12 protein-coding genes are annotated in these 13,301 nt (G+C 40.5%); 7 read left to right on the top strand and 5 right to left on the bottom strand.

Features of this window, described 5'->3' with window-relative positions; genetic code table 11:
* Positions 1 to 34 precede the first annotated feature (34 nt).
* The 4 genes from CSV68_RS12940 to CSV68_RS12925 form a co-directional block, all read right to left on the bottom strand.
* Positions 35 to 1,711, bottom strand: a complete 1,677-nt coding sequence (locus CSV68_RS12940; protein ID WP_233190469.1) for an ABC1 kinase family protein — start codon at positions 1,709 to 1,711, stop codon at positions 35 to 37.
* Positions 1,712 to 1,817: 106 nt separating this feature from the next.
* The gene (locus tag CSV68_RS12935; protein WP_099624866.1) at positions 1,818 to 2,387 is read right to left on the bottom strand and encodes a manganese catalase family protein; all 570 of its coding nucleotides are present in this window, start codon (positions 2,385 to 2,387) and stop codon (positions 1,818 to 1,820) included.
* A gap of 36 nt (positions 2,388 to 2,423) precedes the next feature.
* On the bottom strand, positions 2,424 to 2,687 hold the full coding sequence (locus CSV68_RS12930) for a spore coat protein CotJB (RefSeq protein WP_099634934.1): 264 nt from the start codon (positions 2,685 to 2,687) through the stop codon (positions 2,424 to 2,426).
* Positions 2,687 to 2,902, bottom strand: coding sequence for a spore coat associated protein CotJA (locus CSV68_RS12925; protein ID WP_085427534.1), 216 nt, complete (start codon positions 2,900 to 2,902; stop codon positions 2,687 to 2,689). The genes CSV68_RS12930 and CSV68_RS12925 overlap by 1 nt, the downstream gene beginning before the upstream one ends.
* Positions 2,903 to 3,184: 282 nt before the next feature.
* Here CSV68_RS12925 and CSV68_RS12920 point away from each other — a divergent pair, with 282 nt between their 5' ends.
* The 7 genes from CSV68_RS12920 to CSV68_RS12890 all read left to right on the top strand — a co-directional run bounded on the left by CSV68_RS12920 (position 3,185) and on the right by CSV68_RS12890 (position 11,811).
* On the top strand, positions 3,185 to 4,432 hold the full coding sequence (locus tag CSV68_RS12920; protein ID WP_099662341.1) for an EAL and HDOD domain-containing protein: 1,248 nt from the start codon (positions 3,185 to 3,187) through the stop codon (positions 4,430 to 4,432).
* A gap of 184 nt (positions 4,433 to 4,616) precedes the next feature.
* Positions 4,617 to 6,302 (top strand): BCCT family transporter, encoded by a 1,686-nt coding sequence (locus CSV68_RS12915; RefSeq protein WP_099662340.1) that lies wholly within the window; start codon positions 4,617 to 4,619, stop codon positions 6,300 to 6,302.
* A 64-nt stretch (positions 6,303 to 6,366) separates the two neighbouring features.
* The gene (locus tag CSV68_RS12910) at positions 6,367 to 7,143 is read left to right on the top strand and encodes an ABC transporter ATP-binding protein (protein ID WP_233190464.1); all 777 of its coding nucleotides are present in this window, start codon (positions 6,367 to 6,369) and stop codon (positions 7,141 to 7,143) included.
* Positions 7,144 to 7,262: 119 nt separating this feature from the next.
* Positions 7,263 to 8,711, top strand: a complete 1,449-nt coding sequence (locus CSV68_RS12905) for a phospholipase D family protein (protein WP_099634930.1) — start codon at positions 7,263 to 7,265, stop codon at positions 8,709 to 8,711.
* Positions 8,712 to 8,823: 112 nt separating this feature from the next.
* Entirely contained in the window at positions 8,824 to 9,441 is a 618-nt protein-coding gene (locus CSV68_RS12900) for an NAD(P)-dependent oxidoreductase (RefSeq protein WP_099634929.1), read from the top strand.
* A 137-nt stretch (positions 9,442 to 9,578) separates the two neighbouring features.
* Positions 9,579 to 11,150 carry a sensor domain-containing diguanylate cyclase gene (locus CSV68_RS12895; protein ID WP_099634928.1) on the top strand — a complete coding sequence of 524 codons (1,572 nt, stop codon included), beginning with the start codon at positions 9,579 to 9,581 and terminating at the stop codon, positions 11,148 to 11,150.
* 49 nt (positions 11,151 to 11,199) lie between these two features.
* On the top strand, positions 11,200 to 11,811 hold the full coding sequence (locus tag CSV68_RS12890) for an SAM-dependent methyltransferase (protein ID WP_099634927.1): 612 nt from the start codon (positions 11,200 to 11,202) through the stop codon (positions 11,809 to 11,811).
* Positions 11,812 to 11,838: 27 nt separating this feature from the next.
* Here CSV68_RS12890 and CSV68_RS12885 read toward each other — a convergent pair whose 3' ends face one another.
* Positions 11,839 to 13,140, bottom strand: a complete 1,302-nt coding sequence (locus tag CSV68_RS12885; protein ID WP_233190463.1) for a uracil/xanthine transporter — start codon at positions 13,138 to 13,140, stop codon at positions 11,839 to 11,841.
* Positions 13,141 to 13,301 lie beyond the last annotated feature (161 nt).

Genomic DNA, 13,301 nt, shown 5'->3' with positions numbered 1-13,301 from the left:
CCTATTCCCCAATTATGAGAGGATAAACTGAAGACTATATTCTACCGGAACGTATGATGGAAAATAATAAGTAAGTAAACATTAAGGTTGCGATGACCGCGCCGACTTCAATGAGGGGTAACTTTAAGAAGAGAGCAGTTTGTCCAGCAATGGCAGAACCGATAATGAGACCAACCATGAGAATACTAAATGCCAACAACACAATACTTAAGGATAAGCGATTGGCAATCTTATCAAGACGGCGGAATATAATGTTCGTTTGCTTCAAGCCGACGTCTAATTCTACTTTACCTTTTTGTATAGTTTTGATAGCTTTTTTCATATCGTTTGGTAACTCGGATAAAATTTCAGCATTCTTTACAAAGGTATGCCAACCGTTTTCGAGTAAGTAGCGTGGGTCGAATTGTTTGAACACCATCTTTTTACCATACGGTTCGATGGCTTTCATAATACTGAAAGAAGGATCCAGCTTTCCTAGTACACCTTCAAGTGTAAGAATCACTTTTACAAGAATGGCGATTTCATTCGGCAGACGTATGCGGTGTCGATAAGCAATTGAGAAAATCTCCATGAATACATCACCTAATCTTAAGTCTGTAAGTGATGTTTCATAATATTTCCGCTGAATAATCTGCAAGTCACGATACAATGCATCTGTGTTAGTTTTTTCATGTAAGATATTCATAGCTTCGAATACATCGATTAATCGAGCGATATTTCCTCTTTGTAAGGCGACGAGTAAGGAAATGAAATGATAAGTCATTTCCTTACTTAGTTGACCGACCATACCGAAATCTAAATAATGAATAACGTTTCCAGGTGCAATGAAGATATTACCGGGATGGGGATCGCCGTGGAAAAAGCCGTTTTCCATTACTTGAGAAAGCATAGAATTCGCAATTCTTTCTGCGATCACCTTACGATCATACCCTTCGTGGTCTAGTTGTCCGACATTGCTCACTTTAATACCTGTGACCAGTCCCGCTGTTAGGACAACACGTGTAGTGTATTCATCGTAGACTACTGGGACTTGAATCGTAGGATCTTTCACAAATTGCTGCGAGATCCGTTCAGCGTTACGGCCTTCCAGTTGGTAATCTAGTTCCTCCCGTAGTGAATGAGAGAATTCATAGATTAAATCTTTTATATGATATGCTTTCGCCCAGTCCATATTCTTCTCGAGAAACCCTGCCAAGTCGTGCAAGATGGCTAGGTCAGTATTTATTTGTCGTTGGATATTAGGTCGCTGGATTTTCACCGCTACGTGTTCACCGCTAGGCAAACGAGCGGTATGCACTTGACCTATAGAAGCTGAAGCGAGTGGTTTTTCATTGAATTCCAAGAAGAGCTCTTCAATCGTTCCACCTAATTGATGCTCGATGATTTCCCTCACGACTTCAAATGGAAAAGATTCTACGTGGTCTTGTAGTTTCTCAAGCTCTGAAGCAATTTCCTCAGGCACTAAATCCCGACGGCCGCTGGCAATTTGTCCAAGCTTAATGAAAGTCGGTCCAAGTTGTTCTAATGCAGTTCGTAATTTTTTACCGACATGATACAAATTCAAATCAACTTGTTCATCTGCAGAAGCAAATTTACGATCTGTCAGTCCAAGACGAAATAAGATGTGACTAAATCCATTTCTTAAAAAGACATTGATGATTTCTTGTGAACGTTGTGCATTTTTCATTCTTCGTTTTAACAAAAAGAACACCTCCGTATCTACCCTCTCTACAAAAGATACCATTGAACTCGTATAATTAAACACTAAAAAGGTCTCCGTCTTCTCTGTTGAATAGAGAATAGGAGACCCTTCTATTTTAGAAGATTTTTTTCCTGTCACGTTCATCCTTCAAAACTTCGACCGCTTCACGGAAACGCAGTGAATGGACGTTCTCTCTTTCTCTTAGAAACTTTAGAGAATCATTAATCCATGCATCGTCTGAAATATCGATAATCCATTGATACGTAGCGCGCGCTTTTTCTTCCGCTGCTATATCTTCGTACAAATCAGCTATCGGATCTCCCTTTGCTTGGATGTACGTTGTCGTAAAGGGTACACCACCCGCATTTTCATAAAACAGCGCATGACCGTGATTGACGTAATGTGCACCAAGACCAGCTTCTTCAAGTTGTTCTGGTGTAGCGTCTTTCGTTAATTTGTAAATCATGGTAGCTAGCATTTCTAAATGGGAAAACTCTTCGGTTGCAATATCATTCAGTACGCCGATCACTTTGTCAGGAACGGTGTAGCGCTGATTCATATAGCGTAATGCAGCAGCGAGTTCGCCGTCTGCACCACCATATTGCTCGGCAATATACCTCGCAAGTTTTGGGTTACACTCTTTGACTTCTACCGGATACAATAACTTTTTCTCATAGACCCACATCCATATTCCCTCCAGTAACCTAGTGTGTATTTAGAACTACATTTGCCATGGCCAAGGCGCTTGATTCCACCGCCAACCTGTATCAATTGCCTGTTCCGACGGTATGGAATGCAACGAAAGCGGTCCGAAATGCTTTTCATACAACTTTCGTAGCCTAGCCGCTTCTTTAATAGCAAGTCGCCATTGCGTAAGAGCTTCTTGATCGTCAGGATGCGTGTTGGTATAGAGAGTCAGTTCAACTACTACAAAATCGGCTTGCTGCACATTCTTTAACATGTCTCTTCGCTCAGTTGCATCCATCAGGAGATCCCCTCCCTTTTTGAATAGCCATCGACTAGGGCCGGCCACAGCGACCCGTGTTGTAAAGCTTCAGCAGGTGAAAATTGTGGAAGTGAAGCGGGCTGGAAATTCATAAACAGCTGAGGCGGCAAGGAAAACGTTTTGACTTTGACAGGTGGACACGGATCCCATGGAGAAATATACGGTTCATAACTGCCTGTGAACGTATAATCCATTCGTTATCAACTCCTCTACGCAAGATATGTAACTTTCTAATGTCGTATGACTAAACATAATTACTTTGTGCAACAAATAAATGAACATTAGTAGTCTAAAGTTTATGTAATATAATAGTTATATCTAATTAATATATTTATTAATAGAGAGTATTCTAGTACAATGGAAGGAGTAATTAATGTCTAACTGAATGAATTGAGGGGATATGCAGCTTCGGTAATACGCTAGGATGAATACATACAATGAAGGAGACGTTCAAATGAAACGCGGAGATGGAATAAATGAATGATTACTCCATATTTATCGGAAGACAGCCGATCCTAAGCAGATTAGGAGAGATTTATGCATATGAACTACTGTACCGAAATAGTGAAAAAAACTTTTTTCCTGATATAAATCCTGAACAGGCTACAATCGGTCTATTAATCAATACTTTTCTCTCCGTTGGAATAGATCAGGTAACGAGCGGTGTGCGTTCCTTCATAAACTTTTCAGGTGAACTGCTTGCGCAGGATATATTTATGAGTCTGAATCCTGATCAAGTAGTGATTGAGATTCTGGAAGATGTGGAAATAACACCTGCTCTGTTGCGTCGGCTGCGGATGTTTAAGGAAGCGGGATTCACGCTGGCGCTAGATGATTTTATTCTACAAGATCAATATGTCACAAATGCTCAGTTATTTGAACTCGTGGACATTATTAAAGTGGATTTCATACAAACGAGCATAGCGGAGAAACATCGCATCACCACATTTTTGAAAAGATATCCATCGATTATTTTATTGGCGGAAAAGGTAGAGACAGAGGCAGATTATCAGCTTGCATTAAAGAGTGGCTATGATTTGTTCCAAGGCTATTTTTTTGCGAAACCTGACATTATTAAAAGTGCTGAAATTCCATCCAACACATTAATACATCTGCAAATTATTGATTATTTCCAACAGGATTCTCAGTCTATCAATCAGCTATCCGATCTAATTATGCGGGATGTATCAATTTCCTATAAACTATTACGCTTTATCAACTCATTAGCATTTGATATACCGCGTCAAATTAGCTCCATCAAGCAAGCGATTATGTTTATTGGGCTAAATGAAACGAAGAAGTGGCTACAAGTCCTGATGTTGCATGATTTAGGTTCAGATCTACAAGATGGTCGTGTGGAAGCACTTGTTGAATTATCACTTCGTCGTGCACGAGCATGTGAACTGCTAGCGAAGTATAAAAGAAAGCCAAATAAAGACGAGTACTTTCTTACCGGTATGTTTTCATTGATCGATGCAGTGATGCGGCGTAAATGGGAAGATATATTGACATTACTTTCTTTATCCGACGTCATTATGGATACGTTAAATGGAAAACAAACTGAAATGAGTCCATATATGGAACTGATAGAATCGGTAGAGCGTTTTGAATGGCAAACAGTCGAGCGGCTTTCACGTGAACTAGCAATTCCTAAAAAAGAGTTAAGCGATATCTTTCTACAAGCCTTGCGCTGGTCGCGTGGAATAGAGCATGAAATGAATTGATTACATATGGAAAAGACATTTTCTCTTGAAGATGTCTTTTTTGATGTGTAAGATAGACAGTTATAATCTATTTGGTAATTTCTTATTCTGTAATTTATATAGGCAGAAGAACGTTATATCTCTTGAAATTGGGGTAAAGAGTGTAGTAAGAGAGTTACCAAATGAACACTAGGAGTCGATAAGTTTGGACAAAAAGTTCTGGAAAAATCCCGTGTTCTCTATTTCTGCCGTATTTATATTGATCCTCGTCATATTAGGATCAACGATACCGGGTCCCTTTGGTGTGGTTTCCGAAAGGCTCTATCATTTCACGACAGATAACTTTGGGTGGTTCTATCTACTTACTGTATTTATTGTCATTATATTTTTAGTAGGACTGGCAATTAGTAAATTCGGGGCTATTCGTTTGGGTGGAGATACAGAACGTCCAGAATATCCATTTTTCACATGGATCGGCATGCTCTTTTCTGCTGGTTTCGGTGTAGGGTTGGTGTTCTGGGGCGTGGCGGAACCAATGAGTCACTATTTCAAGTCGCCTATTGCAGGTGTTGATTCACAGACGGAAGAAGCAGCACGTGTTGCGATGGGTTATTCATTCTTCCACTGGGGTGTTTCACAATGGGCCATCTTTGGTTTAGTAGGGCTGGTTATTGGGTTTCTACAATTCCGAAAGAAGAAGGATGGTTTGATTTCAACGGCGCTTGAGCCTTTGATCGGAAGTAATCGCCATGTGAAGACGGGCATCGATTCATTTGCGGTTATAGCAACTGTCATGGGTATTGCCACTTCATTAGGTATGGGTGTCTTACAAATGAGTGGTGGACTGGAGTATGTCTTTAATATTAAGAGTACGTTTACGATTCAACTACTAATTATTGCTGTTGTGTTCGTCGCCTACATGACGAGTGCTTCTACAGGCTTGAGTAAAGGTATCGCATATCTAGGTAACTTTAACTTGGGTATGGCGATTGCGTTATTGCTATTTTTCTTTATAGTAGGACCAAAAGTATTTATATTGGAAACCTTTACGCTAGCAATTGGGGATTATATTAATAATTTTATTACGTACAGTTTACGTTTACAACCTTATCAAGGCGGCACTTGGGTGAAAGACTGGACCATATTCTACTGGGCTTGGACTATCGCTTGGTCACCTTTCGTCGGTGCATTCGTTGCACGTGTATCGAAGGGACGAACAATCCGAGAATTTATCATGGGGGTCATGGTCATCCCGCCTGCATTTTCTTGTATGTGGATTGCTACGCTTGGTGGAACTGCACTTTATAGCGACTTGCGTAATGGTACGCAAATCGCACAAGAAGTAGACAAGGATGTTACGTCGGCCATTTTTGCGACGCTTCAACACTTGCCGATGACAGGTATCGTATCGTTTCTGGCTATAGTGCTAATCTTTACATTCTTGATCACGTCTGCTGACTCAGCAACGTATATTCTAGCGAGTATGACAACGCGTGGTAGTTTGTTCCCTCCATTAATCGTGAAATTTGTCTGGGGATTCTTAATGACTGCAATCGCGGCTGTATTATTATATGCAGGCGGATTAGAAGCCTTGCAATCAGCGTCACTCGTATCTGCCTTACCGTTTACCTTACTTCTTCTATTACTGATCTTCTCGTTGGCCAAGCTACTGGCTAGAGAACCGATTACTGTCAGGCCGACGGATATTCGCCAATTTGAACACGTAGAGGGCGAAGTCAAAAAGAGACGTAAACGGAAAGAAAGTGAAAAAGAAAAGAAAGAGCGTAGAGAAGCAGAAAAAGCGAGAAGGATAAAAGAAAAAAACGACAGAAAATATCAAGAGCTTGAAAAGAAAAAGTATCGTGAAGTAGAAAAAGAAAAGAACGAATAGAAGAAAAGGCCGGTTCGTAGCATTTAGCGCGAACCGGTCTTTTATCATAGAGAGGAGAATGTACGTGGCGATTGTAAAAGTTAAAGACGTTCAGTTCAAAAGAGAAGACAATCAAATCTTACAAGACATAACTTGGGAGATTGAGCAAGGGCAGCAGTGGGGGATGCTTGGGCTTAATGGTTCTGGTAAGACTTCGCTATTATCCATTATTTCTACATATGAAATTCCTTCCAGTGGTGAGGTGGAAGTACTCGGCAAACGGTTTGGGAGTTCCTATTTACCTGAATTACGTAAAAAAATTGGCTTTGTCAGTAGTTCTTTAGAAAAGTTCTCGGACTATTTCTGGAATGAATCGATCGAGCGGATCATCATCAGTGGTAAATTTGCGAGCTTTGGCATCTACGATAAAATAATAGCTGAAGACTGGATACGTGCGGATTATTTAGTGAAGGAATTTCGATTGGGGCATGTCAAAGGCAAGAAATTCAGACTGCTCTCTGAAGGTGAAAAACGTCGTGTGCTGATCGCGCGGGCTTTAATGGGTGATCCAGATTTATTGATTTTGGACGAGCCGTGTTCGGGGTTGGACATTTTGGCAAGAGAACAATTTCTTGAAGCGCTTGAAACGGCTACAAAAAGTAATGTGCATCTTGTTTATGTCACACATCATATAGAAGAGCTCGTTCCCGAAATTACTCACGCATTATTATTAAAAGAAGGAAAAATTGTAGCGAGTGGCCCTAAAAAAGAAGTTTTGACGGATGAACTGCTATCCGAAACGTATCAGGTTCCTGTAACGATCGAGTGGCATGCTGAACGGCCTTATCTTTCAATGAAATAAGTAGATTTATACAGTTTATTGCAAGATAGAGAGGGGATATTATATAAAGCATAATATCGCAATAAGAAGTGTTCAGGGACACATAAATCAAATGGACTAATGAAAGGAGGAGAGAGCTTGTGGCGAAAGAGAAACGTAAAATGACCAAAAAGCGCATAGCTTCCTATGTATTGCTTTTTGTTGCATTACTTTATGCAGGTGTCATGCTTTGGCAAACATATAAGCCATTGCCACCTGGTATTTCCTATAAAGGAGACCTTCATCAAGTAGAAGATGTAGAGTTCATTTATGATTTGACATACTCCAAGACGAAGTTAAAAGATCACTACCAATCAGAGCTTCGCATATTCAAAGAAGTATTTCAAATGATTGAAGATGCACAAGAGTTTGTCGTACTCGACTTCTTTTTAATGGATGATTACTATGATGAAAAGGAAGACTTTCCTCAAATTGCAGATCAACTAACAGATGTATTAGTGAAGAAAAAAGAAGAGTTTCCTGATATGCCGATCGTCTACATAACGGATCCAGTGAATACCGGCTATGAATCCTATGAGTCGGAATGGTTTAAAGCATTGGAAAAAGCAGGCGTACAAGTAGTGTATACAGACTTGGAGCCATTGCGTGATTCGATGCCCCTATATTCTGGGGTATATCGCATCTTTCTTCAGTGGTTTGATTTTAATGGGAAAAACCGTTTCCCCAACTTCTTGGCAAGTGAAGCGCCTGACGTGAAGTTTTCATCTTATCTGAAGTTGTTGAATGTTAAAGCCAATCATCGAAAGACACTCGTGACAGAACAAGCAGCGTTAGTTACCTCTTCTAATCCTCACGCAGCGAGTGGCCGTCACGGCAATGTGGCATTTAAAGTGAAAGGCCCAATCCAGAATGATATATTGGAATCGGAAGAAGCTGTGCTTCAGTATTCATCGGGTGGAAAGTTGCCACGTATCGAAGCGGAAGAGCAAAAGGGACCTTATCAAGTCCAGTACTTGACCGAAAGTAAGGTAATGGATGCCTTAGTGAGCGATATTAAAAAAGCGAAAAAAGATGATATGATCCGTATGGGCATGTTTTATCTTTCTGAGCAACAAGTAATCCAGCCTTTAGAAGAAGCAGCCAATCGGGGTGTAAATGTAGAGATTGTCTTGGATCCGAACGAAAATTCATTCGGTAGTAAAAAATCAGGTTTACCTAATCGTCCAGTTGTTCAAGAAATAAGAGAAAACACAGACGATAAAATCAAAGTACGTTGGTACAATACCGTAATCGGTCAATATCACACTAAGTTGGTAACCGTACAGACCGCAGAAGATACGTATATTACAAATGGCTCTTCGAATATAACGGAGCGCACGTTACGTGATTACAACTTGGAAGCGAATCTGCGTATTATAGCACCAACTGACAGCGAGCTGACAGATGAAATCAACGCCTATTTCGATCGTATATGGAAAAACGAAGACGCGCTATATACTCTAGACGTAGAAGAATACCAAAATAACCTGACATTCTTCCAACGAGGAATTTACGCATTGCAACGCTGGGCGAAGCTTACATCATATTAAAATTAGAGAAGCACCGCTTATCGTTGCGGGGTTTCACTAGTTTTTTCTCATAGCACAAAGTATAAAGTATGAGAAGTTTCTAACAATAAATTGAACATAGGAGATGTAGTAGATGAAGATTGTAATATTTGGAGCAACAGGCCGTACAGGAAGTGAGATCGTTCGTCGTGCATTAGCTGACGATCACGAGGTCACGGCAGTAGTTCGATCGCCTGAGAAGTGCAAACCTCAAGAAAAATTGACGATCATTGCAGGTGACGTACGGGATCCGGTTGTAGTGAAAAATACATTGGTTGGGGCTGACGCAGTCGTTAGTGCGCTTGGCACTGATAAAACAACCACACTGACAGAAGCGATTCCGGCTATTATTGAAGGGATGAAAGAACACGGGATCAAAAGAATCGTAACGATTGGAACAGCGGGTATATTAAATAGCAGAACAGAACCGTCCAAGTTACGTTACCAATCGAATGAATCTCATCGAAAGTTGACATTTGCCGCAGAGGAGCACCATAAAGTATTTACTATGTTGAAAGATTCCGGCTTAGACTGGACGATAGTTTGCCCAACCTATTTACCTGACGGGGAAGCGGTCGGCAATTATCGGACGGAAAGAGAGTACTTGCCGATTGATGGTGCCCAGATCTCTACTGGTGATACTGCTGCATTCGCTTATGATGAACTATGTAAACAAGATCATAAGGGGTATAGAGTTGGGATATCCTATTAAGTAATGTCAATCAAAGTAAGAGTGAACAGCAGGTATTGGTATATTATGTTATAAAGCTTGAAATATCCCATAAAATCTCTTTACTCTATGATATAATAGGAGGATAGCACCACAGGGAAAAGGAGATTGGGAGACAGATGAGATGGTCCTTGAAAAACTTAATTCAAGTCATGGCAATATTGGCAATTGTGTTGACCTTTCTAACGAGTACTACGGTAGCATATCAAGTGCATAAAAAAACCTTAATCAATTCAACTTTAGAAACGAACTACGCATATGTCCAAAAATTGACTTCTACTACAGATACTTATTTACGTGAAATATTAAACACATTAGAAGTTAATGCGGAAGTAGTGTTAACTCTCCTGGATGACCCTTCTTCACAAACGCAAATAAATGCAGTGGCAGAGCGGATTAGATTAGAAACGAATACATTTGATTCTGTCGCGATTGCCTCTCCAGAAGGCACCATACTAGGTGCTTCCTCTCCGAGTCTTGAGTTGGTTGGGGAAAAGTTGACTTCGATTGGAGCAATGCAAGCAATTAAGGAAAAGAGGGAAATAGTCTCTCACCCTTACGTTGGAATTGAAGGAGAACCAATTATATTCATCAGTGTTCCACTCTTTGAAGGTGACGAGTATAAAGGATTTTTAGGAGGCGCCATTTATCTCGATAAGCCCAATATATTAGAGAAGCTTTTAGGAAACCATTATTATGAAAATGGTTCATATGTATATGTAGTAGACTATGCAGGCAAACTAATTTATCATCAAGAAAAAGAGCGTTTGAAAGAGGATGTCTCGAGCAACTTAGCGGTTCAAAAAGTAATTAAAGGGGAAAGTGACTTTACACAGCTAGTCAACACAAAGGGGATACCTATGTTAGCCGGATATGCCTATGTACCCATTGCTGAATGGGGAATCGTAGCGCAAAGACAACTAGATATTTCTGTTGCTCCAGCAAAAAAAATGGTGCTGGAGATGGCAGTAAAGTCTCTTCCGTTACTACTCCTTTCATTCTTTTTAGTGAGCTATCTTTCAAGAAAGATCGCTCTGCCTCTCCAGAAGTTGGCATACTATACGGAAAGTAGTACAGAGTCTGATCAAAAAGAAAAGATGGAAGGAATCTCTGATTGGTACTATGAAGTGAGACAATTAAAAGGAGCTATGTTACATAGTTTGGATTACTTCAAGAACGAGATGAACTATTTCATTCATCAATCAACAACGGACCCTTTAACGAAGTTAATGAATCGCCGAATGATGGATAGTTACATGAAGCAATGGGTGGACGATGGGACGCCATTCGCTCTAATTATTTTTGATATAGACAAGTTTAAACGTGTCAATGATCGCTACGGTCATGCAGTAGGAGATGAAGTACTTATTTACTTGGCGGACTTGATGCAACGAACCGTTCGCGAGCAAGATATCTGTTGTCGCTACGGTGGAGAAGAATTCGTCATCTTATTGCCGAAGTCGGATAAAGTCACTGCGTATCTAAGGGCGGAACGCCTTCGTGAAAAGTTGGAGGACACAGTTAGTCCTTGTGGTGAAGTCATTACAATTTCAGCTGGGGTAGTCGCGTACCCACTTCACGCAAACCACCCAGCACGACTTATCGAGTTAGCTGATCGAAGCCTGTATGAAGCTAAACGTACAGGACGTAATAAGACCATCGTCGTTTCCGAAGAACCTCGGCATGAGTAATATGCCGAGGTTTTCTTTAGCAGTAGATGAATGGAAAGGGGTTAGAATAATGCAAGAGCAATCTATGGATAAACGCTTACACATCAAAACACTTGGTGTTAAAGAGTGGATTCATCAGTCATCTCATTATAATCGTTATGAAGCGACGCCTTACGAGATGCTAGATTATTTATTTACTGAACATGACCTTTTAAAAGAGGGGAGCTTGATCGACTTTGGATGTGGAAAAGGGAGAGTTCCTTTTTATGTAAACCATCTTTTTTGTTTGGACACGATAGGTATAGAAATGAATGGTGTGTTACATCAAAATGCAATGACTAACCTAATGGAGTATCGACAAGCCTTCCCTAAGAGGCCTGGATCCATTTCATTTGAATGCTGTATAGCAGAGAGTTACATCATTCCGGCAGATGCGGTGACGTTCTATTTTTTCAATCCATTTTCTTTGGACATTTTTCGATCTGTTGTTCAACGGATTCTAAAGTCAGCAGAAAACACCCCCCGCGCATTGGAAATCATTCTATATTATCCGACTGATGAATATGTCTATTTCATGCATCGACACCCATTATTCGAAAAAGTGGCAGAGATACCGATTACACATTTGCAAATTCATGACAAAGCAGAGCGCTTTTTAGTCTATACGTACAAACAGCCTTGAACATGTAGATCAAGGCTGTTTGTATATTCATGTAGAATGACTGAACCGCTGACCCATCCAGAAAATTAATTCCATCAAGAGCGCAGCTAGGATACCCACTAATAATCCGCTTGATAATAGAGGTTGAACTAGCTCAGGAAGTGTAGAAAATACAGTGGCTGGCAATGTCATGATAGATAATCCGAGAAGTGCAGGTAATGCAATTCGATATATAGTTTTAGGTTCGAAAGTTAATCCTTCCACGTTTCGTAGGGCAGAACGGAATAACTGTAAATAGGCTACAAATAATACCGTGTTTCCTACGCTTTGAGGGATAGTGGAAAAGAATGCACTTAATGGCGGTACGAGCCCAAGGGTTATGAACAGTATGGAACCGATAAAGAAAGGAGCTCTATCCTTTATTCCGCTGGACTGCAGAAACCCAATGGAAGACGCATAAGGCGCATACGGAACGAGGCCCAGCGCACCCGCTCCGATATTCAGTCCACCTGTAATGAGGAACGAAGTTTTATACTGACTTTTAGTTGTTTCTTTTTCATATATATCTTCCGCACCTTTTAGAGTGGCTATTGTGTTCGTCGTATTCAATAAACCTGTAATAACCACTGTAACCACTATACCGATTTCGAGTGTCGGTTCACCCCAAGGAAACCATTGGATAAATGGCGTGGTTTTAATCGTTTCAGTAGCTGCTTGCGGGAAAATCAGCACAGCGCTAATCCAACCTACCGTCATACCGATGAGCAGATTCAAGCTACTGATGATCCCTTTTCCTTTGACATGAACCAGAATCGTGAGGCCTGCTAGAGCGAATGAAAATATAGTCTTCGACAGACTAATAAATTCACCGTCATTGAGACCGATCATTCCTTTTAAGAAGATGGTAATCAATTGATTGGCCAATAGTAGTAAAAACACGAACATGACAGCGGGTGTAAACCATTTCTTCAGAATTTCACCCATGCCGAGCATACCGAGAGTAGCAACCAGTCCACCAGAAATCATGGCGCCTACTGCAATACTGCCGCCAACCGTAGCTAAACTTAAGCCCATCGCGCTGGCAGTTCCGGCCAAGCTAAGTACAACACCCCACCATAAACCCGACTGACCTTCCATCAATGCCAGTCGATGTCCAAGTGCTCCTTGCAGTAAACAAGCCATTCCTGTAAAAATAAATGAACGCTGTATGGCTGAAACGATTTCAATCTGCTCAAGCTCAAAAGCAGTACCGACTGAAATGGGTATTACAACTGTATTAGCGAACATAAAGAATAGCCATTGAAATCCGGCCAATGCGGTAATTGAATACCGCATTTGTGTAGTACCCATTCACATCACTCCCTGTAACTAGTTATCTATGTATATCAAAATAATTTAAATATAAAGAAAACTATAGCACAAAATTAATAGGAAGAATAATATTTCTAGTAATATGTCGATGAAAAGTAGTTCATCAGCTGTCATTATAAAAAAATAGCCAGCAGACGTCT

The organism is Sporosarcina sp. P29, from assembly GCF_002743265.1.
Classification (GTDB): Bacteria; Bacillota; Bacilli; order Bacillales_A; family Planococcaceae; genus Sporosarcina.
Note: the sequence above shows the minus strand (reverse complement) of the source record. Positions and strands in the feature narration are given on the sequence as shown.

Bases quoted from the DNA above. Each gene is read 5' to 3' on its own strand.
- CSV68_RS12935 (WP_099624866.1), bottom strand. From the start codon at position 2,387: ATGTGGGTCTATGAGAAAAAGTTATTGTATCCGGTAGAAGTCAAAGAG.
- CSV68_RS12930 (WP_099634934.1), bottom strand. From the start codon at position 2,687: ATGGATGCAACTGAGCGAAGAGACATGTTAAAGAATGTGCAGCAAGCC.
- CSV68_RS12925 (WP_085427534.1), bottom strand. From the start codon at position 2,902: ATGGATTATACGTTCACAGGCAGTTATGAACCGTATATTTCTCCATGG.
- CSV68_RS12920 (WP_099662341.1), top strand. From the start codon at position 3,185: ATGAATGATTACTCCATATTTATCGGAAGACAGCCGATCCTAAGCAGA.
- CSV68_RS12900 (WP_099634929.1), top strand. From the start codon at position 8,824: ATGAAGATTGTAATATTTGGAGCAACAGGCCGTACAGGAAGTGAGATC.
- CSV68_RS12895 (WP_099634928.1), top strand. From the start codon at position 9,579: ATGAGATGGTCCTTGAAAAACTTAATTCAAGTCATGGCAATATTGGCA.
- CSV68_RS12890 (WP_099634927.1), top strand. From the start codon at position 11,200: ATGCAAGAGCAATCTATGGATAAACGCTTACACATCAAAACACTTGGT.
- CSV68_RS12885 (WP_233190463.1), bottom strand. From the start codon at position 13,140: ATGGGTACTACACAAATGCGGTATTCAATTACCGCATTGGCCGGATTT.